We start from the raw sequence: 20,336 nt of genomic DNA, 5'->3' as shown, positions 1-20,336 counted from the left end.
CGTTAAAGCCTCACAGGCCGATGCAGGATATCAGTAAATCTCCCGAGGCGTTTCAAACCCAATAGACTGGCGCAGATTTTGTCAGCGCAGGCGGATTTGCGTCCGAGTTTCAACCTGACATTGCTCACGTATATTTCCTGATACGGCTATGCCTGCCCGCCCCCTAATCTGCTGGGGGGAAAGCGCATGATCGAGATTACGGGTGCCGGATTTGAAGAGCTGCTGCCGCTCATTGCTATCGGCTTTTTTGCGCAGCTGATCGACGGTGCATTGGGCATGGCTTTCGGGGCAATCGCCACGAGCTTGCTGGTCGGCTACATGGGAGTCCCCCCTGCACAGGCATCCTATCGGGTGCACGTGATCAAGTGTTTCACCACGGCCGTTTCCGGGCTGAGCCATGCGATTAGTGGCAATATCGACAAGCGGCTTTTCCTGAAGATCGTGTTTCCCGGAGTGCTGGGCGGCGCGATTGGTGCCTATGGGCTGACTCAGTTTGATGGCGACACGGTTAAACCCTTCGTCTTCACCTATCTCGCACTTCTCGGCCTGGTCCTGATCTTCAAGGGTTTTAAAGGGAAGCCCAAAAAGAGATCCCCGAAAGCGGTCTTGCCCTTGGGTCTGGTTGGGGGATTGCTCGATGCCATCGGCGGCGGAGGTTGGGGCCCCGTCGTAAGCTCCGGTCTGATGCTTCAAGGGTCAGAGCCGCGCAAAGTTGTGGGGTCTGTAAACGCCGCCGAATTCTTTATCGCGATTGCTGTATCGGGCGCGTTCATCAGCCAATTCGGCATTGAGCAAGTGACCGGGGCCGCATTGGGATTGCTGATCGGAGGGATTTTGGCCGCGCCATTCGGCGCCCTTGCCGCCAAATTCCTTCCGGCAAACGTCATGTTTGTGTTGGTCGGCAGTGTGCTCACGGCGACGACAGGATACTGGCTCTACGCCAGTTTCCTCTGACGCGTTGGCCGAATTAAGTAGATTTCCTGATTTCCGCAAAACGGCCGCTACGCGATATTGGCTTTGCGACCCGAGGGCTGAAAGTTTAGCCCCAACTCTAGGCGGCCTCAGGGCCGCCTTTTTTTAGCTGATCCTCCCGCTCGATTCAGCAGCGATGCAGAGCGCCGGTCCGGCGCAGCGTTATCCGCACAAACCCGTATAGTCAGGATGACCCCATTATGGCGCAATCGAAACGATACCTCGAACAGCGAAAGGTACAGACGTTCGATGCGAGCCGCCCGCGAGAAAGCGTTGATATTAAGACGCGCACTGGCTCTGCTTGTTGCGATAATGGCCGTATTCAGCTGCCCTGCGCAAGCCGCTGCCGATGAAGCTATCGTGCTCCGCCTCGACGGCGCAATCGGCCCGGCGGCCGCATCCTATATCGCCGATGGCCTGCAAGAGGCGAAACTGGCCAATTCGGAACTGGTGGTCATCATGATGGATACGCCCGGCGGCCTAGACACCTCTATGCGAGAGATCATTCGCGCGATTATCGCCTCTCCCGTACCCGTCGTCACCTATGTTCACCCCAGCGGGAGCCGCGCGGCCAGCGCAGGGACTTACATCCTTTACGCAAGCCATTTTGCCGCAATGGCTCCCGGCACTAATCTGGGCGCAGCGACCCCGATCCAGATCGGCGCCGTTCCCGCGCCAGCACCGGAAGAAAGCGAGGAAGGAGACGGCGATAACACTTCAACCAATGTCGCCGATCGCAAAGCAATCAACGATGCAGCAGCATATATTCGTTCACTGGCGGAGATGCGCGGACGAAACGCGGATTGGGCCGAAGAAGCCGTCCGCGGCGCTGCGAGCCTATCAGCCGATGCGGCGCTTGAACGAGGGGTCATCGATTTCGTTGCAACAAATCTGCGTGCTCTGCTGGATCAGCTTGATGGCCGCAGCATCACCGTGGATGGCGGTACCCGTCAGATCGAAACAAGCGGGATTTCCATCCGAGAGGTAGAACCAAGCGTACTCAATCAAATCCTCGCAACCATCACCAACCCCAACATCGCTCTGCTTCTCCTGATGATCGGTGTCTATGGCTTGATCTTCGAGTTTCTTAACCCGGGGGCGCTGGTCCCCGGCACAGTCGGAGCAATCTCGCTTCTGATCGGCATGTATGCGCTTGCGGTTCTGCCGGTGGACTATGTCGGCATTGGTCTGATCGTACTCGGGATCGGCTTGATGGTCGCAGAAGCCTTCGCCCCGTCCTTTGGGGCATTGGGGATTGGCGGGATTGCATCCTTCACATTCGGAGCGGCGATGATGTTCGACACTGATATGCCTGCCTTTCAGGTGAACTGGTCGGTAATCGCCGCAGTCGCCGTATTCAGCGCAGGCTTTGTGATCTTGGTGGCACGCGCAGGCCTGAAATCATTTCGTCACCGAATCGTCTCTGGCGCGGAGGAATTGATCGGGGCCAAAGCGACTGTGCTCGATTGGCAAAACGGGCGAGGCCATGTTTTCGTCCATTCGGAACGCTGGAATGCCGATGGTCCCGAAGGGCTTGGCGACGGCGACACCGTCATCATCGATAAAGTGACGGGATTAAGGCTGGGCGTGTCGCGCTCGGAAAATGCACACACCTGAATTTGAGGAGATGGTGATGGAATATCTGGATTATGGCTTCTTCGTTCCACTCATTGCTCTGGTGCTGGTTTTCCTGTGGGCTGCGATCAAGATCCTGCGCGAATATGAGAGGGCAGTCGTGTTCACCCTGGGCAGGTTTACCGGCGTCAAAGGGCCGGGTCTGATCCTGCTGATTCCGTTTGTGCAACAGATCGTACGTACAGACCTGCGCACTGTCGTGTTGGATGTTCCGACGCAGGACGTGATTTCCAAGGATAACGTATCGGTTAAGGTCAACGCTGTGGTCTATTTTCGCGTGGTCGATCCGGAAAGCGCGATCATCCAGGTTGAGAATTTCATCGACGCCACGAGCGAGCTGGCACAGACGACACTGCGTTCGGTTTTAGGCAAGCACGAGCTGGATGAAATGCTGTCGGAGCGGGACAAGCTCAACGAGGACTTACAGGAAATTCTCGACAAGCAGACCGATGCCTGGGGCATCAAGGTAGCCAATGTTGAAATCAAGCATGTCGATATTGATGAATCCATGGTCCGAGCGATCGCGCGCCAGGCCGAGGCCGAACGCGAGCGCCGGGCCAAAGTCATCAACGCAGAAGGCGAACATCAAGCCGCAGCGAGGCTGCGCGATGCAGCACTGGTTCTGGCTGAAGCCCCCGAAGCGATGCAGCTGCGATATCTTTCGACGCTGAACGTGCTCGCCAACGAGCAAAACAGTTCGACGATCGTGTTCCCTTTCCCGATCGAATTTGGCGATCTGTTCAAGATCACGCGGAGCAAGTGAAAACCGTATCGCCTCTAAAGGCGTGTGCGCTGTTGCTGGTCCCGCTAGGCCACCTTGTCGACCCCGACCATGTAATTGTGGCCGTAAGCGTCTGAGCATTTTGGGCATGTCGTGTAGAAGATGTAGCTCTCCTCGACTTTCTCCCCCTTATCCGCGAGCTCGCGCGAAAAAGCATCCAGCAAGACCGGAGCCTCTTCATACGGTGCATCGAATACCCGGGTTCGAAAGTGTCCCGATAATGTGACCATCTCTTCGCCTGGTACATCGCCATCGACCGCGAATAGATGCTCGCCTTTTTCAGATGATAGATCGCGGCTGAGGACTAGAAAATGCGGTACATCCATTGCGCCGGAATCGGCGATCGCCTCAAACACGCGGCCAAACACGATATCCATATCGAGCGGAACATGATCCTGCGCGCGGGTAGTGGCGCGGACGAATTTCTTATCGTCGAAATGAAGGCTTTGGCGATCCCACCCCTCAGGATGAAAGCGCGGACAGCAGCCGGTAGTGTTGTCGAGAGGATCAATTTCCGGCGTCGCATTTAACGGCAAATCTGCCTGCAAAGCGGTTCCCATGACTGGCTCCTTTTGATGGGGCCGCAAGGATGCACACCGCTTTGCCGCGCTGCCATAAGGAATGGTCCGTAAGGCGGTGTGCGAAACTGCCCGCCCTCAGGAGATATACGGATTGGCTTGATCGAGCCTGAAACGGCATTCCTTAGGCCAGCCAACAACGGGACTTCCAAGGGGACGCCAGATGTTTCGCTCCGTGACAATCGGGCATGTAAACGAGACCGCGATCCGTCTCCACTGGTCGTTTCTGGCGCTTCTGGCGATCCTTGCGGTAACAGTCTTTCTGTCTTTGGGTCCGGAAGCGGCAGTCCAAATCATGGCCCTGCTTACCTTCATTTTTGCCTGCGTCGTGCTCCATGAATTCGGCCATATCACTATGGCGCGAAAGTTCGGTATTCGCACCCCGGAAGTGCTGGTGCTGCCGGTCGGCGGTTTGGCAAAGCTGCAAAGAATTCCCGAAGAACCGCGCAAGGAGCTGGCGATTGCAATTGCTGGTCCGGCGGTGAACTTCGTATTGTTCGGCCTTCTGTCCCTCGCCCTTGGACGATCACCGGAACCGGCCGCGATAGCGCGCATGACCGATCCGGATGCGAACCTGCTGGAGCAGCTCGCGCTGTTCAATCTGGTGGTGGGTCTATTCAATCTACTGCCCGCTTTTCCGATGGATGGAGGGCGGATATTCAGAGCTTTGCTGGCCTTTTTCGTGCCGCACCGGATCGCCACGGCCATCGCTGCAAAGGTTGGGCAAGCGCTCGCAATCGGCCTTGCGCTGATCGGCTTTTTCACGGGCGCTGTGCTTCTGGTGTTCATCGGGGCGTTCGTTTTCCTTGCAGCCACACAGGAAGCCCGGATTGTGATGCTGCGCCATGCGATCGGAGGCACACCCATAGGCACCGTCATGGCAAGCGATCACCCACGCTTCCACCCGTGTGATCGGATCGGGATGGTGGCTGAGACCTTGCCTCACACCGATGCTGCGGAATTTCCGGTGCTTGACGATGACGGGGTTCTTGTCGGTATCATCTCGCAAAAGAACCTGCTTGAAATGTTGGCGAAATCTGGCCCGGCGGCCCGTGTCAGCAGCGCCATGCGCAGAGATATTCCGATACTGTCCATATCGAAGCGAGCGCGCGAAGCCGCAATGCTGATCGAAGGCGGCGCTCCGGCGGTTGGCGTAATCGATCGCAATGGCCGCCATCTCGGCCTGGTCACATTACCGAACCTGTTCGACAAGCTGGCCATAGAAACCGCGATGGATGTTCGCAGACGCCTTGGCAAAAGCTGGCGTAAGAGCTGGGGCAACAGGTGACAGATCACCTAAGGATGGCGGGGCCAGTTCTGTTCGCCCTGAATACCAGCCGCGATTTCGCAGAGCGAGTTGCGATCGATCTCGGCGTTTCGATTGCCCGTCATGAAGAGCGCGATTTCGAACGAGGCGAGCACAAGGTACGCCCGTTAGCCCCCGTTGGCCGGCGGGATGTGTATGTGGTGCAGAGCCTGCACGGTGAGCACGGAGCGACCGCCAATGACAAGCTTATCCGTCTGCTGTTTTTTATTGGCGCGCTCAAAGATGCAGGTGCCGCGAGCGTCACTGCGATCTGCCCCTACCTCGCCTACAGCCGTAAGGATCGCCGGACTAAACCAGGCGACCCGGTTAGCAGCCGCTACATTGCCGCCCTGTTTGAAAGTGTCGAAACCGACCGAGTTATCACACTTGAAGTGCACAATATCAGTGCTTTCGAAAATGCGTTCCGCTCCTGCCGGTCTGAGCACCTCTCACTGGCCCGGATCTTTGCGCAGCACCTCGAACCCATACTTGGAGCCGGCGCGGTTGCGGTGGTGTCACCCGATGCAGGCGGCAACAAGCGCGCCGAATTGCTGCGTCATGAACTCGAAGCAATCCTGGGCCGCGGAGTAGGCAAATCAATCATGGATAAGCATCGCAGCAAAGGGATCGTATCCGGCACTCTCTTCGCCGGCGATCTAACCGGCTCTACGGCGATTATCGTGGATGATCTGATTAGCAGCGGCACAACGATATTGCGGGCATGCAAAGCAAGCCGGGCTGCTGGTGCGAACAAGGTGATCGCGATTGCCGGGCACGCGATGTTTACGGCAGATTCGCCGCTTTGGGGTGATGACGCTCCCGATGCAGTGATCGTTACAGACACCATCCCGCTTGCAATCGACCTGTCAAAAGAGGCGAGGAGGCGCGTGCAAGTGATCGAAACCGCGCCGCTGGTCGCCAGTGTCGTGGAGAGGCTGCAATCAGGCGAACCCATCAGCGAGCTGCTGCCTTATGATTGATGGGAAGGTGCCAATGCCTCGTTCGCAAGATTAAGGTAGGCCAAAGCCTGACGCGGCCATTTTTCGGGCGTGCGCGGTGCCTCGTCGCGCAAATGTTCAATCATCAATCGCGCCCGCATACAGGCGCGATAGACACGATAGAATTGCAACAGTGTTTCAGATGGTCGGTCACCCAACCGATCCGCCAGCCCTTCGATCAGAGCAGCGGCGATCCCCTGCCCGCCGAGCTTCTCGCATTCGAGCCCGAGGAAGACGATCTCGTCGAACGGATCACACCATCTCAGGCGCTCGTCAAATTCAATCCGATCAATGATCAGCACTTCATCGCCGATATAGATATGTTCCGGTTTCAGATCGCCGTGGCCGTCTACAATCCAGCCGTTTGCCAACCGGGTGCCCACTTGCGCCCATTTCTTCGCAACGAAAGTATCGAGCGCGGCAAGTGGGTGATCGATCAGGTTGCGCGGCAAAGCGAACCGCGGGTCCGAAAGGCTTTTCCTGATCGCGCCGATCTTCTCCTGCCATAGCGCCTTAAGCCGGTTACCGGTCACTGCGACCGGAGATTGGGTCAAATAGAATTGCGCGAGGGTTTCACACACTCTTCCCAAATCATGAGCCTGCAAACTGTGTTGCTTGATCAGCCGGTCGAGCGCCGCGCTATTGTCCAAACGCCGCATCACAACGACCCAGTCAATCTTCTCCCCCTTTCCCCCCAGCGCAAGCAGTCCGTGCGCCCCGACGGTGATTGGAAGCGCCTCAAGATAGACGCCGGGTGCCAGTTTCTGATTGATCTCAAATTCGGCTTCGCAACTGCGGCGACGAGCGGACACCGAACGAAAATCCAGAAAATCCAGCTCAATCGGGCGTTTCAGCTTGTACACACGCTCGCCCGCCAGAAACACAAGAGACATGTGCGTTTCGATAGTTTGGACGGTGCGAGGTGCGTGTGGGTACGTGCCAGGATCAGAGAGAAACTGGACGATTTCGGAGTGTCGCTCTGCGCCGTTGCGATCGAGCCGATTGACGCGGCCTTTCGGCAAATTTGCGCAATTCACCGTTCGAAGGCATCGATGACGCTCACGATATCGTCGGCGGGTTTATTGACCACGTCCCTGTCGATTTCTGCAACGATGCTGTCCTTGAGTTTGGCGGCTATGTGCTTGCGGATCTCTCCCAGAGCTGATGGCGCGGCGAGCACAATCAAACGTGCATCCTTACCGTGGACGGCTTTCTCCAGGTTCTTTGCCGCCCGCGCCACAAAACTTTTTTCCGCTTCCTCATGCAAATCCGCGCCGGACATAGCGCTTCGCCTTGAGCCCAAACTTGAAAAGCTGCGCCCGGGCCTGTCTGAACCTTGCACAGAGGAACGATGGTTTTCGGCTCGCTCGTGGAGGATTGTTGCGAGGACAGGTTGTCTGACGTCTCCTTTATTACGGAATAACAGCATCTGTCGGCCGTCGAGAGCCAGAATATATGTTCCGTGCGGGATCATCATGGAATTTTGCCTCCAAAGTCAGACAGACGAAGCGAAATCTCACGAACAATTATCTTGGCTTCGCCGGATCTTTATCAGGCGATAATCCGATTGAGACGGCGGCTCACTAAGGATTGCTACGGAATACAGAGCGCCCGATTTGCGCCTGAGCGCACAAGATTGCGGGACTTTGCGTAGTTACAGCCCGCGCTTGAACCGGTGAGAAGACAGCTGCCGAACTTGGCGTTCTGGAGTTCTCTCTTCGTGCAACCAACAATCCACAAACCTGTAATTTCAACGCGCTCGGCTGCTATGCAGGATTACGAAACCGCGCGCCGTGATTGGAACTGGGACACTTTTCGTTCGTGGCTTGACTACCTGCCGGGCCAGAAACTCAACATCGCTTATGAAGCGGTTGATCGGCATGTCTTACACGGCCGCGGCAACAAGGAGGCGCTGCGATGGTTTGGAAAATCGGGCGAGCGCAAAAGCTACACCTACGCAGACCTGAAGCGAGAGACTGACCGTTTCGCGCGTATGCTTACCGATCGGGGTTTCGGCCCGCGAACACGGGTATATTCTTTGCTGGGGCGCGTTCCCGAGCTCTATATCGCGGCACTCGGCACCTTAAAGGCTGGCGCGGTATTCTGTCCGCTCTATTCAGCCTTTGGCCCTGAGCCGGTGCGTTCGCGTATGGCCATTGGAAAAGCAGAAGTGCTGCTGGCAGGCCCGCGCGACTACGCCAAAAAAGTCGCACCAGCCCGCGGTAGTCTTCCAAATCTCAAAATGGTTCTGCTTACGCCCAGCGGCACTGCACCTGCGCCAGACACGGTCGATCTGGCAGAGGTATTGGCCAACACACCTGCACAATTCGAATGCGCGCAAACTGATCCCCAAGACATGGCGTTGCTCCACTTTACCAGCGGAACGACCGGCACGCCAAAGGGGGCAGTGCATGTCCATGAGGCCGTAATTGCGCACAACGCGACGGGCCGGATCGCGCTCGATCTTCACGAGGACGACATATACTGGTGCACCGCGGATCCGGGCTGGGTTACCGGCACATCTTACGGGATCATCGCACCGCTATGTGCGGGCGCTACGATGATCGTCGAAGAAGCGGAATTCGATGCCGAGCGCTGGTATGCGTTGCTTGAGCGTGAGAAAGTGACCGTCTGGTACACCGCGCCCACCGCTATCCGCCTGTTGATGCGTGCCGGGGCTGATTTGCCGAAGCAATACGACCTTTCGCGCCTCCGATTCCTCGCAAGCGTCGGCGAACCACTCAACGCCGAGGCTGTCACGTGGAGCGCAAAGGTGTTTGGCACACCGTTTCATGACAATTGGTGGCAGACAGAAACTGGCGGGATCATGATCGCAAATTATGCGGCGATGGATGTGAAGCCCGGTTCGATGGGCAAGCCTTTGCCCGCAGTTGATGCAGCCATAGTCGAAATTGACAATGGCGGTATCATCATCATCGATGAACCGAACATTCCGGGCCAGCTTGCCTTGCGCGCGGGCTGGCCTTCGATGTTCCGCACCTATCTTGATGAGCAACAACGTTACGACAAGACGTTTCGCAAGGGTTGGTATCTTACCGGCGATCTCGCCATGCGCGACGAGGACGGGTATTTCTGGTTTGTCGGGCGGGCCGATGATGTCATCAAATCGGCTGGACACCTGATCGGACCATTCGAGGTTGAAAGCGCGCTGGTTGAGCATATTGCGGTCGCCGAAGCCGCCGTGATCGGAATTCCTGACGAGCGCGCGGGCGAGATCGTCAAAGCCTTCGTTACGCTTCATCACGGCTTTGAGCCGACCGATGAGCTGCGCAAGGACCTGCTCGGCCATGCACGAAAAAAGCTCGGCTCGGCCATCGCACCGCGCCAGATCGAGATTGCCGATGACTTGCCCCGGACACGATCCGGCAAGATCATGCGGCGGCTGCTTAAAGCGCGCGAGATCGGGCTTCCCGAAGGTGATATTTCGACACTGGAAACACCAACATGAACGCGCCGGACACCAAGGTGCGGCTAACGCGCGAACACTGCAGGCACCTGCTGCATCAGATGCTGCGGGTCCGCCGGTTCGAGGAGAAATGCGCCGAGCTCTACACGCAGGAAAAGATCCGCGGGTTCCTGCATCTTTATATCGGCGAAGAAGCAATCGCGGTTGGGATCATGCAGGTGCTTGAACCTGAAGACGCAATCGTAGCGACCTACCGCGAACATGGCCACGCCTTGGTTCGGGGTGTTTCTGCCGGGGCCATCATGGCCGAAATGTTCGGCAAACAGGAAGGGTGCAGCCGCGGGCGCGGCGGATCGATGCACCTCTTTGATGCGCAGACCCGCTTTTATGGCGGCAATGCGATAGTCGGCGGGGGCCTGCCAGTGGCGACCGGGCTCGCCCTCGCCGATGCTCTATCGGGAAAAGCCCATGTGACAGCCTGCTTTTTCGGAGAGGGCGCGGCTGCCGAAGGCGAATTTCACGAAGCGCTCAATCTGGCGGCGCTGTGGCATTTACCGGTGTTGTTCGTGTGCGAGAACAATCTCTACGCCATGGGCACGGCGCTTGATCTGACCGAAGCGGAGACCGACATCAGCGCCAAAGCGGCCAGTTACAAAATGCCATCCGAAGCGGTCGATGGCATGAATGTTGTCGATGTCGAAGCCGCCGCACGCAAAGCCGCTGCGGCAATCCGGGAAAGCCGCGGGCCATACTTTCTTGAATGCCGAACCTACCGTTTCCGCGCGCACTCAATGTACGATCCGCAGCTCTACCGAACAAAGGAGGAAGTGGAGCAGTGGAAAGGGAAAGGGCCGATCAAGCGCTTTCAAAAATGGGCGTTGGATGCCGGTGAATTGCGCGAAGCCGATGTCGCCGAGATCGAGCAGGCGATCGCGGCCGAAATCTCGGAGGCGGTTGAATTTGCCGAAGCGGGTAGTTGGGAACCGGTCGAAAACCTGACCCGCGATGTCGGGGCGGAGCGCCGCGCGTGACACAAATCAGCTATAGGGAGGCCGTGCGCGGCGCGATCCGCCGGGCGATGCAGCAAGATAAGCGCGTCTTCCTGATGGGCGAGGATGTTGGCCATTATGGCGGCTGCTACGCGGTGTCCAAGGGGCTGCTGGAGGAATTCGGGCCCGACCGGATCCGCGACACCCCGCTTTCGGAAAGCGCGTTCACCGGAGCCGGGATCGGGGCGGCAATGGGCGGAATGCGGCCCATAGTCGAAATCATGACCTGCAATTTTTCGCTGCTCGCACTCGATCAGATCATGAACAACGCCGCGACCATTCGGCATATGTCGGGCGGGCAATTCAACGTGCCGATAGTCATCCGGCTGGCGACCGGTGGAGGCAGGCAGCTCGCCGCGCAGCATTCGCACAGCCTAGAGGGGTGGTACGCCCACATTCCCGGCATTCGCGTCCTCGCCCCGGGGACTGTCGAAGACGCCGGAGGAATGCTGAGCGCTGCATTGAATGATCCTGACCCGGTGCTGATCTTCGAAAATGCGTTGTTGTATAATGACACCGCCGAAATCGATGAACCGGTGGATGTGGACATCGACCACGCAGCGGTCCGCCGTGAAGGGAACAACATCAGCCTGATTACCTATGGCGGGTCTTTGGGCAAGACTCTCGCCGCTGCCGAGCAGCTGGAGGCCGATGGCATTTCGGCCGAAGTGATTGACCTTCGCGTCCTTCGACCGCTCGACGATGACACAATCCTTGCAAGCATTGCCAAGACCCGCCGATGCGTGATCATCGATGAAGGCTGGCGGTCGGGCAGCATTTCCGCCGAAATCATGGCTCGTATTATCGAGCAAAGGTTCTGGGATCTCGACGCGCCGCTTGCCCGCGTTTGCAGCGAAGAGGTTCCGATGCCCTATGCAAAGCATCTGGAAGAGGCCGCGCTGCCCAGCCTCCAAAAAATCGTAGCTGCCGCGCGGGCGGCGGTTGGGCGCTGACAATGGGAACCTTTGTCATGCCCTCGCTCGGCGCCGATATGGCAACAGGAACGCTGGTGGAATGGCTAAAGCAGCCCGGCGATGAACTGCGACACGGCGATATCATCGCCGTGGTCGAAACAGACAAGGGCGCAATCGAAGTCGAAGTGTTCGAGGACGGTAGGCTTACCGAATTGTTGGTCGAGCCCGGCAGCGCAGTCCCGGTCGGGACGGCGCTGGCCCGCATTGGTGAAGAAAGCGCGCAAGGTTCTGCAACAGCGCCCAAGGTGCAATCAACACACCCTTTGCCACCTCAGCAGCCGGCATCCACGCCAGCGGGCGAACCTGGCTTAGTTCACGCAGAGGGGCTGCGCGTTTCACCTGCCGCGCGGCGATTGGCCACCGAACTGGGGGTTGATCTTGTGTCGGTAAACGGCAGCGGGCCCGACGGAGCGATCGTGCGTGATGATATCGTCGCAAAAGCACGCACCCGCACGCCGCAAAGCCCGGCAAAAAAGGCTGCGGCAAAGCCAGCGGCAAGCGGTGCGCCAAGCGCTGCGCCCGATCTCGCCCCCATGCGCCGCGCAATCGCCGCCGCAATGATGCGATCCAAACGCGAGATCCCTCATTACTACCTCACACATCGGTTCGACGTATCACCGACGCTTCAATGGCTAGAGCAATGCAATGCCGAAAGGCCGCCGCCAGAACGACTGCTACTCGCTCCGCTGCTGCTCAAGGCGCTCGCGCTGGCGCTGGATACCTTCCCCGAATTCAACGGTTTCTATGGTGAAGAGGGCTTCACGCAAAGCGCAGACATTCACGTTGGCACTGCGATATCCATCCGCGGCGGTGGTCTGGCTGCGCCCGCCATTCGAGAGACCTCGTCGCTGACGTCCCGCGAGATAATGATCAAGCTGCGCGACCTTGTCGCCCGCACACGGAAAGGTGAGTTTCGTTCCTCGGAAATCGCCGATGCGACCATCACAGTTTCCAGCTTGGGAGATCGCGGCGTGGAAAGCCTGCTACCGGTTATCTATCCCCCGCAAGTCGCGATCATCGGGTTCGGCAGCGTCGAACGGCGGCCTTGGGCGACGGGCGATGCCATCGCCATACGCCCGGTTCTGACTGCGACTTTAGCGGGTGATCACCGCGCCAATGATGGACATCGCGGCGCGCTGCTCCTGCGGCGGATAGAAGAGATCCTGACCAAGCCGGAGGCCCTATGAAGCGCGCAGATGCCCGCTCGGTGATCCTGGAAGAGATCGAAAGTATCGCTCCCGATGTCGCCCCCGTTTCAATCGGCGATGATGAGGATATTCGCGAGGCGCTTGACCTCGATTCAATGGATATCTTCAATCTGATCGCCGCCCTGCACCTTCGCCTGAATGTGGCCATACCAGACCGTGACGTGGCGCAATTCGTGACCATCGGCGGCGGTGCCGCTTGGCTGGCCGACAATATCCGATCCGCCTAGTGCCTAAAATCTCATTGGGATCCGAATATTGATGGCCATGTCCGGGCTGTCATCGGTTAGGCCAATACCAACATTGGTTACCAGCGTAAGCTGATCGCTCAGCGCGAAGGTTGCCCCAAAATTAGCCAGCGCAACATTGGCCTGACTGCCCACAATTCGGCGCCATTCCTCACCGTCTAATCTGATCCTCGTGCGCTCAACCAGGCGCTGGCTGTATGACATCGATATGCTTGACTGATCGTTCAAAGCGAAGGCCAGTCCGGCCCCGAATTGAAACGCATTGCCAACATCAACGCGCCCAGGCTGATCGCCAGGATTCTCGTCGATATCACCGAAACTACGGGGGATGTTGTAGAAATAGGTCATGTTGCCAAACACGATCATCGGATCGAGTGTCTTAAGCACAGAAACGCCCGCCGACACCCCATAGACACCGCTTCCTGTTGCCAGGTCTTCCGGCACTTGCAAATTTCCCTCGCTGTTCGGGACTTCGATAAATTCCACACCAAAGGGATCTCTGCCTGTGGGGAATTTCCCCCGCGCACTGAAAACAATGTCAGGTCTGCCCTGCGTTTCCCGAGCGATCCGGTAGCTTGCCCCCACGCTGACGTCTCCGAGACCGCTGGCATCCACTGTTTCCTCGATCAATTCGCCCGCAGCGCCGCCAGCCCCGCCCGACTGGAAATTCGAGGTTCGATACAGAAACGGGACACTCGCATCGAATGTCAGCTTGTCATTGACCCCGTATCGAATGGTGGGGTCGAAGGTCAAAATATCGGCGGTAACCTGATCGATGCTGATCGTACCCAGAAAGATAGCATCAAGCGCCAGAAAGCCATCGAGATTAATCCGTGCATCATCGAAATGGGTGTAGCCAAGGCCGAGTTCGAAGCTGAGGCGGCTACCAAAGCTTCCTTGCTGCTGTTCGGTCACATCGGCAACGGCTTGAGTCTGCGCCGGCTCTTTCAGCGTATCGCCTTCGTCTTCCTGATCGCCCTTATTTATATCTGGTATTTGCCCGGAAACAGATTGGGTCACTTCAGTTTGCGGCAGGACAAAAGCCCAGGCCGGATCGGCAGGACGCGCAAAGCCTGAGGGCGGACGGTACCGGCCTCGCATTGTCACGAGATCATCGGGTGCCAAAGGCTCGCCTTCGATACGCGGCAGCCGGTTCGCAAGATCGGAGAGGGTGGAAAGCCTGGCTTCGAGCGCGTCGATGCGAGCTTGGGATTCCGCATCGCGCCGCTCAAGGTCGCTGACCTTTCCGCGCAATTCATCAAGCTCAATCGCAGCCTCTAACTGGCTGTCCGGCGCCGTCGGATCGGCAGTTTCCTGAGCCAATAGTGCCGCCGGCGTCCCGGTAACGGCCAACAGGCAACCCCCGGTCAACAATGAATATTTGATCACATTAAAAGCCATAGTCCCAACCTTTCTGATGTCTCTTTCTGCGGAGGATGGACGCTACGGATTGAGCAGGGTCCACAAGGTGACTGGATCGGGCACGCCTGTTTCAAGAAGCTCGCGCGCGCGCTGAAATTTGAGAAATCCATCCTTGAGAGCAGGGGAATATTGGGCATCTTCCGGCCCTGCGTAGAAGCCAAGCTGGGTCAACGCCGCCTGCGCCCGCCGCAGGATCGTTTCGTACACAAATGCCCGGTATTCGCCGTTCCCCACCTCAAGCATCGGTGAAAATTCAGCGACTCTCAGTGGCCGAAAGCTGGAAACCATCCGCTGCAACACGTTGGTGATCAGCTCGCTTTCATTTTGCTGGCAATGCGTACCCAGAATAAGGTCGAACGCTGCGGCGTTATGCCAAGGAGACAGATCGAACGTATTTGGCTCGTAGAGGTTGGCGGCACTGAGGTATCCTTCGGCAAAGCCGATAAATCGCTGATATTCCAACGACCTCTTGTCCTCTTGTGCGGCAAGAAAATCGCTGCACGTGAGAATACCCGGACCCTCCACTGCGAAACGTTTGTCCTGCGCCTGCGCCTGCGCGAACCCAGGCATCGCGGCCATCGCGGCAGCAGCTGCGGCGATGTATTTGATGGTTGAACTCATCATGATTGACCCCTTCGTCAGTTTAAAATCCAAACCCGCGCATGACGGTGATGGCTTCGCTCATCCGTGCAGATGTGCCCGTGTCACCCAATCCCGAGCCAATCAGAATATCGGTGCTGTTGCGGACGATATTGGAATGAGTGTTGAGGACGGTCTGTTGCAGCAGAGTGGAGGTATCGCCGCCAATCGACTGGATTGAACTGTCCAGCCCCGCTCCCCCTGTCAGCATCATCCCGATCTGGTTGTCAGCCACCCGGAACTGTAATGTGTCACCATCATCAAACGAAAAGCCGGAGCCTTCCTCGATTGGAGTCAGTCCGCGCAGCTGCAACTCCTGCAATTCCGAAGCAGGCAGCAAGGCTATGCTCAACCTGTTAGAAGTGCGATTATCGGCGCCTGCGATCACATTCGCCTGCGCCACGCCGCGTTGTGTATCCAAGCCGCCGACACCGATCACATCGCTCGGGACGATATAGGGGACATAGCCTTCGTGCGCGCCGGTTACATCCATGGCGGGATCGCCATCGCGCACCCAGCCGACCAGCAATTGCGGGACGGCCCCGCCCTCTCCAGCGGCAAAGTCGATTGAGAACATCAGCCGAGCAGTCGTGGTAATTCCAGCACCATCTTGCCAGCTGGTAATCATCGAAATACCGAAATAGCTGATCTGATCGCTGCGAATGAACTTGCCTCGGATCGAACCAAGCTCTTCATCTGCGATCGGTTCACCAAGCGATTGGAGATCGGCCAGATCAGCAAGCGGCGTGGCTTTGGCGAAGGCGGCAGAGGGCATGCTGACCGCTGCGAGAAAACAGGAGATAGACGCCACACTCGCAATACTGGAGCGACGCAAATGGCGATTGTTTATACTGGACAGGGACATTGGTTTGACCTTTCCTAAAGTGAGAAATCGAACCCCAGATTGATGCCGAATTCCGCCGCTGCCGCTGCCGGTAAATCGGCATGGGTGGCGAGTAGCCGTTTGGCTGAAATGGGTGATGGCGGATTGAAGAGTTCGGCTTCAGCGTCGAAGCGATCATCCAGAACGATGAAGATGACGTCGTTCCATGCATCTTCGAATGCTTTGCGAGTCATCATCCGGTTACCGAGCGCCGGATCGGCGATGGCGATCTTGTCATCAAAAGCAGCGCGGATAACGACAAAGTGTTTGTATCCGCGGATATCGAGCAGCGCGATCATCGGAACACGCAGATCCAACAGTTTCGGGTATTCGACCTGATATCCCTCAGCCTGCATGCCGAGGGTCTGTGCGTAAGTCTTCATATCGAGCAGCGAGAAGCCTTTTTCCCGCACGAGGTCAGGGTCGGCTATCTTGAGCATGTTGACGAGCACTTGCTGCTCTGTCGTATCGTAGCCGAATGCGTGATTGAAAACGGTTGCGAGAACTGCGGCACCGCAGCTGAAATCCGCCCTTTGGCGCACGACATTATCGAACTTGCGCTCTTTCCAGCTGCGGACTGAAACGCGTTCAATCTGTGTACCTTGAGAAAGCTGCCCCAGCCATAATGGTGTCTGGCTGGCCGGCGCTGTCATGCACCCTCCGGTTGCCAGCACGCTCACCAGTGCAAATATTCCTGCGAGTGCTTTCGGTCCTGCTTTTGCGCTGTGCATAATGAACTCGAATGGTGCGAAAAAAGGAGGGGGAGGTGCCAGGCACCTCCCCCAGCGGAAGTAGGCGTTTAATCGGGGTCGCCGCCTCCACCGCCGTTCCCATTGCCGCCGCTTGCGCCTTGCGACGAAGCGATGGTCAGAGAGTTCAGCTGCTGGTTGCCAACACCGGATGCGAAGTTGATGCCGATGTTACCCGAAGCACCTGCAACCGTCGGACCAGCAACATAATTGATGCTGTCTTGTTGCTCGACGCTGCTGAGGAATGCTGATTGGACAAGGCCAGCATTGGCCTCTGCCAGCACGGCATCAGTCGCCACGGCCAACGTCATCAGGTTCGACTGCTGGTTGAAAGTACCCGCAGCGGCATTGACTCCGATATTACCGGAACCGTTCACCGAACCTCCAAGGACCGAATTGCGATCACGGAAGTTATTGTTGTCACCGCCTTGTTCAGGATCATCTCCAGGCGCGGTGAAACCAGGTGTAGCAGCCTGACGTACGCCAAGCAGCGATTGCAGCGACGTGGTTGATGCCTCTGCCCAGCCACCTTCGGCATCCTCATTGGAATCCGAGGAGACCGCAAGCGTTGCCGCATTCATCTGCATGTTGAAATACCCGGCGCCGAGGTTCACGCCAAGGTTTCCGCTCGAGTCCAGATCGAAAGTATCAACCGTGTTGATGATCGGCGCGAAATACCCCGCGCGGATTTGCGGTTGCATCATGCCATCGATGAGGTTGTCGTTAGGATCGTCACCTGCTTCGCTCCAGCCCGGACCAAACACAGGATCAACGAAACCGTTCTCCGCATTGATCTCGTTTTCTTCACGATAGTTGACGAGATTTCCGGTCAGCAATTGCTTGGCATCGGTTACCGCTACAGCAGAGCTATCGATATCGATATCCCCATCGATCCGAACCGTGCCGCGCAGCGCCACGTTCTTGGTATAGGTAACGTCTGTCGTCACGCTGGTGTCGATGTTGTTGGCATAACGCAGATCAACTTCGACACCGCTATGGCCATCATCTTGAGCGAAAGCGGGCCCAGCGATCAATGCTGCAGTCCCTGCGGTTGCTAGTAGAAATTTCTTCATTTCGTACTCCTTTGGTTGGTCAATTGCTGTTTCCCGAAATGGAAAGAGCAAACGTATTGGCAGAGGAATTCCTCTCGCCGCCGATGACGTTCACCTGAAGCAAACCGCTGCCACCAAGGAACGCATCGCCAGCTATGTCGATCGTGTCGTTCCGGGGGCTGAGGTCTAATTCAGCTGCCGCTCTCGGTCCTGTCGGGGCGCGGGACTGGGACAAAGCCAGATCCGTCAATGCGCCGCCATTTCCGATGGCCAACCCGAACAGGTTGGCAGATTGATTGTTCGCGCCGGCGCTGATGTTCACACTGGCGAGTCCGTTAAGGTTCGACATTGCGCTGGCGCCGATAATGATTTGCGTGCTGCGATCGCCGACATCACCGGAGCCACCGAACTGATCGAGCGTAATTCCGGCGAGGGAAATCTCCCCAATGGCGAGGGCTGCTGCGCCCGCCTGTTGATTGCCAGAACCCGCGGCGAGATTGATCGCAATCCGTCCGGTCGCGCCCTCTGCCTGACCAGCCGCGACTTCAACGGTATCTTGCGCCTCGGCCAGATCCTGCGCGGCCAATTGTGCAGGGGCGGTCACAGCTGAAATTGCGAATATAAGGCAAAGCGAGCAGGAGGTTTTCATTGCCCGCCTCCGGTCGCGTTTCGCACAATCGCGCCGACTGAAGGGATCTGGGCGATCGCACTAGAGATCGCGCCGCTGCTGCCACCACCGCGCTGTTGGGAAATGCCTGCGCCAAGTGCGGTTTCGGTGTTGCGCAAATCACCAAGACTGCTGAAAGTCCGGGCAACCACGGATTCCTGCGTGCTGCCGAAAATCGAAGCCTGCTGATCATTTGTTAGCGGTTCCAGCCCACGCGCAACGCTTGCCAGGATAATCGCGTCAGGACCGGTTCTCACACGGAGCGGCTCAGCCTGGGCTGGCCGATGAAGGGCGTTCCCATACGGCACATCGCGCAGGACAATAATCGTGCCCTTGTGCTCGATATCATCGGTGGCCGATGGCTGAGCGGCCAATGGCGCGTGCAAACAACCGGCAGCCAACAGGCAGGCAAACCCGAATGAAAAACTCGTGACGTGAGCCGATTTTTCAAATTCTCTCATCACTCAGGCTCCGAATAAGATACAAACGATCATCCACGCCTCACGAAGCATCAAATCCGCTTCGAAAGGTACGTATTCACAACCCTGAATTATTTTTGATTTTTATTGTTCAATTATTAACTAAATCGATTCGTTTCGATTCGCATCGTCAGATCAGACTAATTAAATTTGACTATACACCTAAATTTTCACTGTTATTTTTGGTCCAGCTGAATCATCCGATTTGATAGGGATGGACTACGCGCCACATCTCCTCGCGCGTGGAGACATTCAGCTTGTCATAGCAATGGCGCAGATGGGCGCGGACAGTATTGACAGACAGGCCCTGCAATTCGGCCGCCTCCGATGCCGAGTGCCCATTCAGGATCAGCCGCATCACATTCGCTTCGGACGGCGTCAGACCGAATGCAGCCTCGAAGCTGGCAAAATTGAGCGATTTCGCATCGTCAGTATCCTTCAAGACAAGCCCGACGATCTTCGGATCGAATGAATTTGTCTCGAGGAGAATGTGCCCTTCGCCAAAAGCCTTTTTGAGAACCAGTGCCTCGCGCTTGGTGCCGACTGAAAGCAATCGGTCGAGGTTTGCCTGCTCCTCTTTGACCGCGCGCAGCATCCCATTCACCAAAACGATGCCCGTTGCCTTATCAGCCACAAGCGACTTCGCTTTGGCATCAGAGGCAAGCCATCGCCCTTGCCTGTCCACGAACGCACGGGATTTGCCATCGAATGAACGCCAGCATTCGCAAGCCGCATCGACCAGACGCGTCAAAGACGGGTCGGCCATGATATCAGCATCAAAACAGGGTTGATCGACCGGCTTTCTTGCAGGCTCGGTCGAGGATGGAACAGGCTGGAGGTAATTTTTCAACATAACAGATGGAACCTCGCATGAAAATTTGGGCACGTGTGTGGTGTTCACGAAGGGCGTGACCGCCCGCAGAGCCTCAATTGGCAGAGTTTTGCCATCAATGAGCATACGGTCATGTCCCTATGCGCAGCTGATCACGCGGGGCGATCAATCTAACGGCCAATCGCATCAACTTGCCATGTCGCCAGCCACGCGAGCGGCGAAGCAGGCCGCGAGATTGTGCCACTCGTCCAGTTCAACCACGCCGCGCACCTGACATATCTGCCGGTCGATTTGAGGGTCGTCAGAACCGGCGCGATTGTAAATTTTGGCATCGGGCCAGGCCGGCTTTTCTTGCGAGTTGAATTGCCGGAATCGCAGGACGGCATTCTGTCAAAGCGGGCCCGATCTCCCCCGATGAAATGCGGTTAAACACTGCCCTT

General features: G+C 57.3%; 21 protein-coding genes. 10 read left to right on the top strand and 11 right to left on the bottom strand.

What is annotated here, in order from left to right; genetic code table 11:
* The first annotated feature begins 186 nt into the window (after positions 1 to 186).
* The 3 genes from FGU71_RS06895 to FGU71_RS06885 all read left to right on the top strand — a co-directional run bounded on the left by FGU71_RS06895 (position 187) and on the right by FGU71_RS06885 (position 3,370).
* Positions 187 to 954 (top strand): sulfite exporter TauE/SafE family protein, encoded by a 768-nt coding sequence (locus FGU71_RS06895; protein WP_142787890.1) that lies wholly within the window; start codon positions 187 to 189, stop codon positions 952 to 954.
* 330 nt (positions 955 to 1,284) lie between these two features.
* A complete protein-coding gene (locus tag FGU71_RS06890; RefSeq protein WP_199799162.1) occupies positions 1,285 to 2,589 on the top strand; it encodes an NfeD family protein in 1,305 nt (434 codons plus the stop codon).
* A 16-nt stretch (positions 2,590 to 2,605) separates the two neighbouring features.
* A complete protein-coding gene (locus FGU71_RS06885; RefSeq protein ID WP_142787888.1) occupies positions 2,606 to 3,370 on the top strand; it encodes a slipin family protein in 765 nt (254 codons plus the stop codon).
* A gap of 44 nt (positions 3,371 to 3,414) precedes the next feature.
* On the opposite strand, the gene FGU71_RS06880 is transcribed toward FGU71_RS06885, so the two are convergent.
* Positions 3,415 to 3,948: a hydrolase gene (locus FGU71_RS06880; protein ID WP_142787887.1), complete on the bottom strand. Its 534-nt coding sequence runs from the start codon at positions 3,946 to 3,948 to the stop codon at positions 3,415 to 3,417.
* A 181-nt stretch (positions 3,949 to 4,129) separates the two neighbouring features.
* Here FGU71_RS06880 and FGU71_RS06875 point away from each other — a divergent pair, with 181 nt between their 5' ends.
* A complete protein-coding gene (locus FGU71_RS06875) occupies positions 4,130 to 5,254 on the top strand; it encodes a site-2 protease family protein (RefSeq protein WP_142787886.1) in 1,125 nt (374 codons plus the stop codon).
* Positions 5,251 to 6,252 carry a ribose-phosphate diphosphokinase gene (locus FGU71_RS06870; RefSeq protein WP_199799161.1) on the top strand — a complete coding sequence of 334 codons (1,002 nt, stop codon included), beginning with the start codon at positions 5,251 to 5,253 and terminating at the stop codon, positions 6,250 to 6,252. Before FGU71_RS06875 ends, FGU71_RS06870 begins: the two co-directional genes overlap by 4 nt.
* Here FGU71_RS06870 and FGU71_RS06865 read toward each other — a convergent pair.
* Positions 6,243 to 7,163 (bottom strand): hypothetical protein, encoded by a 921-nt coding sequence (locus FGU71_RS06865; RefSeq protein ID WP_142787885.1) that lies wholly within the window; start codon positions 7,161 to 7,163, stop codon positions 6,243 to 6,245. The genes FGU71_RS06870 and FGU71_RS06865 overlap by 10 nt on opposite strands.
* Positions 7,164 to 7,303: 140 nt before the next feature.
* A complete protein-coding gene (locus tag FGU71_RS06860; RefSeq protein ID WP_267901825.1) occupies positions 7,304 to 7,744 on the bottom strand; it encodes a host attachment family protein in 441 nt (146 codons plus the stop codon).
* Between the two features lie 294 nt (positions 7,745 to 8,038).
* On the opposite strand from FGU71_RS06860, the gene acsA reads away from it, so the two are divergent.
* From acsA to FGU71_RS06835, 5 genes are read left to right on the top strand one after another with little or no spacing between them, the layout of a single operon-like run.
* Entirely contained in the window at positions 8,039 to 9,739 is a 1,701-nt protein-coding gene (gene acsA / locus FGU71_RS06855) for an acetate--CoA ligase (RefSeq protein WP_142789019.1), read from the top strand.
* Positions 9,736 to 10,728 (top strand): pyruvate dehydrogenase (acetyl-transferring) E1 component subunit alpha, encoded by a 993-nt coding sequence (gene pdhA, locus FGU71_RS06850; protein ID WP_142787883.1) that lies wholly within the window; start codon positions 9,736 to 9,738, stop codon positions 10,726 to 10,728. The genes acsA and pdhA overlap by 4 nt, the downstream gene beginning before the upstream one ends.
* Positions 10,725 to 11,699 carry an alpha-ketoacid dehydrogenase subunit beta gene (locus tag FGU71_RS06845; RefSeq protein ID WP_142787882.1) on the top strand — a complete coding sequence of 325 codons (975 nt, stop codon included), beginning with the start codon at positions 10,725 to 10,727 and terminating at the stop codon, positions 11,697 to 11,699. The genes pdhA and FGU71_RS06845 overlap by 4 nt, the downstream gene beginning before the upstream one ends.
* A 2-nt stretch (positions 11,700 to 11,701) precedes the next feature.
* The gene (locus FGU71_RS06840; protein WP_142787881.1) at positions 11,702 to 12,907 is read left to right on the top strand and encodes a dihydrolipoamide acetyltransferase family protein; all 1,206 of its coding nucleotides are present in this window, start codon (positions 11,702 to 11,704) and stop codon (positions 12,905 to 12,907) included.
* The gene (locus tag FGU71_RS06835; protein ID WP_142787880.1) at positions 12,904 to 13,155 is read left to right on the top strand and encodes an acyl carrier protein; all 252 of its coding nucleotides are present in this window, start codon (positions 12,904 to 12,906) and stop codon (positions 13,153 to 13,155) included. The genes FGU71_RS06840 and FGU71_RS06835 overlap by 4 nt, the downstream gene beginning before the upstream one ends.
* Positions 13,156 to 13,158: 3 nt before the next feature.
* Here FGU71_RS06835 and FGU71_RS06830 read toward each other — a convergent pair whose 3' ends face one another.
* The 8 genes from FGU71_RS06830 to FGU71_RS06795 all read right to left on the bottom strand — a co-directional run bounded on the left by FGU71_RS06830 (position 13,159) and on the right by FGU71_RS06795 (position 20,022).
* Positions 13,159 to 14,574, bottom strand: a complete 1,416-nt coding sequence (locus FGU71_RS06830) for a transporter family protein (protein WP_142787879.1) — start codon at positions 14,572 to 14,574, stop codon at positions 13,159 to 13,161.
* Between the two features lie 42 nt (positions 14,575 to 14,616).
* Positions 14,617 to 15,219 carry a peptidoglycan-binding domain-containing protein gene (locus tag FGU71_RS06825; protein ID WP_142787878.1) on the bottom strand — a complete coding sequence of 201 codons (603 nt, stop codon included), beginning with the start codon at positions 15,217 to 15,219 and terminating at the stop codon, positions 14,617 to 14,619.
* 19 nt (positions 15,220 to 15,238) lie between these two features.
* Positions 15,239 to 16,009, bottom strand: coding sequence for a hypothetical protein (locus tag FGU71_RS06820; RefSeq protein ID WP_142787877.1), 771 nt, complete (start codon positions 16,007 to 16,009; stop codon positions 15,239 to 15,241).
* A gap of 104 nt (positions 16,010 to 16,113) precedes the next feature.
* Positions 16,114 to 16,770: a C39 family peptidase gene (locus FGU71_RS06815; protein ID WP_185960223.1), complete on the bottom strand. Its 657-nt coding sequence runs from the start codon at positions 16,768 to 16,770 to the stop codon at positions 16,114 to 16,116.
* A 146-nt stretch (positions 16,771 to 16,916) separates the two neighbouring features.
* A complete protein-coding gene (locus FGU71_RS06810) occupies positions 16,917 to 17,939 on the bottom strand; it encodes a hypothetical protein (protein WP_142787875.1) in 1,023 nt (340 codons plus the stop codon).
* A gap of 19 nt (positions 17,940 to 17,958) precedes the next feature.
* The gene (locus tag FGU71_RS06805; RefSeq protein WP_142787874.1) at positions 17,959 to 18,567 is read right to left on the bottom strand and encodes a hypothetical protein; all 609 of its coding nucleotides are present in this window, start codon (positions 18,565 to 18,567) and stop codon (positions 17,959 to 17,961) included.
* On the bottom strand, positions 18,564 to 19,046 hold the full coding sequence (locus FGU71_RS06800) for a hypothetical protein (protein WP_142787873.1): 483 nt from the start codon (positions 19,044 to 19,046) through the stop codon (positions 18,564 to 18,566). The genes FGU71_RS06805 and FGU71_RS06800 overlap by 4 nt, the downstream gene beginning before the upstream one ends.
* A 214-nt stretch (positions 19,047 to 19,260) precedes the next feature.
* On the bottom strand, positions 19,261 to 20,022 hold the full coding sequence (locus tag FGU71_RS06795; RefSeq protein ID WP_142787872.1) for a helix-turn-helix transcriptional regulator: 762 nt from the start codon (positions 20,020 to 20,022) through the stop codon (positions 19,261 to 19,263).
* Between the last annotated feature and the right edge of the window lie 314 nt (positions 20,023 to 20,336).

It is taken from the genome of Erythrobacter insulae, assembly GCF_007004095.1.
Lineage (GTDB): Bacteria > Pseudomonadota > Alphaproteobacteria > Sphingomonadales > Sphingomonadaceae > Erythrobacter > Erythrobacter insulae.
This window is presented reverse-complemented; position numbering and strand designations above follow the sequence as displayed.

What these genes read in the sequence shown, in the direction of transcription:
- FGU71_RS06830 (WP_142787879.1), bottom strand. Translation starts at nt 14,574, where the DNA reads ATGGCTTTTAATGTGATCAAATATTCATTGTTGACCGGGGGTTGCCTG.
- FGU71_RS06805 (WP_142787874.1), bottom strand. Translation starts at nt 18,567, where the DNA reads ATGAAAACCTCCTGCTCGCTTTGCCTTATATTCGCAATTTCAGCTGTG.
- FGU71_RS06895 (WP_142787890.1), top strand. Translation starts at nt 187, where the DNA reads ATGATCGAGATTACGGGTGCCGGATTTGAAGAGCTGCTGCCGCTCATT.
- FGU71_RS06860 (WP_267901825.1), bottom strand. Translation starts at nt 7,744, where the DNA reads ATGATCCCGCACGGAACATATATTCTGGCTCTCGACGGCCGACAGATG.
- FGU71_RS06825 (WP_142787878.1), bottom strand. Translation starts at nt 15,219, where the DNA reads ATGATGAGTTCAACCATCAAATACATCGCCGCAGCTGCTGCCGCGATG.
- FGU71_RS06815 (WP_185960223.1), bottom strand. Translation starts at nt 16,770, where the DNA reads ATGACAGCGCCGGCCAGCCAGACACCATTATGGCTGGGGCAGCTTTCT.
- FGU71_RS06875 (WP_142787886.1), top strand. Translation starts at nt 4,130, where the DNA reads ATGTTTCGCTCCGTGACAATCGGGCATGTAAACGAGACCGCGATCCGT.
- FGU71_RS06880 (WP_142787887.1), bottom strand. Translation starts at nt 3,948, where the DNA reads ATGGGAACCGCTTTGCAGGCAGATTTGCCGTTAAATGCGACGCCGGAA.
- FGU71_RS06800 (WP_142787873.1), bottom strand. Translation starts at nt 19,046, where the DNA reads ATGAGAGAATTTGAAAAATCGGCTCACGTCACGAGTTTTTCATTCGGG.
- FGU71_RS06795 (WP_142787872.1), bottom strand. Translation starts at nt 20,022, where the DNA reads ATGCTCATTGATGGCAAAACTCTGCCAATTGAGGCTCTGCGGGCGGTC.
- FGU71_RS06865 (WP_142787885.1), bottom strand. Translation starts at nt 7,163, where the DNA reads ATGTCTCTTGTGTTTCTGGCGGGCGAGCGTGTGTACAAGCTGAAACGC.
- acsA (WP_142789019.1), top strand. Translation starts at nt 8,039, where the DNA reads ATGCAGGATTACGAAACCGCGCGCCGTGATTGGAACTGGGACACTTTT.
- FGU71_RS06885 (WP_142787888.1), top strand. Translation starts at nt 2,606, where the DNA reads ATGGAATATCTGGATTATGGCTTCTTCGTTCCACTCATTGCTCTGGTG.
- FGU71_RS06890 (WP_199799162.1), top strand. Translation starts at nt 1,285, where the DNA reads ATGGCCGTATTCAGCTGCCCTGCGCAAGCCGCTGCCGATGAAGCTATC.
- FGU71_RS06840 (WP_142787881.1), top strand. Translation starts at nt 11,702, where the DNA reads ATGGGAACCTTTGTCATGCCCTCGCTCGGCGCCGATATGGCAACAGGA.
- FGU71_RS06835 (WP_142787880.1), top strand. Translation starts at nt 12,904, where the DNA reads ATGAAGCGCGCAGATGCCCGCTCGGTGATCCTGGAAGAGATCGAAAGT.
- FGU71_RS06820 (WP_142787877.1), bottom strand. Translation starts at nt 16,009, where the DNA reads ATGCCCTCTGCCGCCTTCGCCAAAGCCACGCCGCTTGCTGATCTGGCC.
- FGU71_RS06810 (WP_142787875.1), bottom strand. Translation starts at nt 17,939, where the DNA reads ATGAAGAAATTTCTACTAGCAACCGCAGGGACTGCAGCATTGATCGCT.
- pdhA (WP_142787883.1), top strand. Translation starts at nt 9,736, where the DNA reads ATGAACGCGCCGGACACCAAGGTGCGGCTAACGCGCGAACACTGCAGG.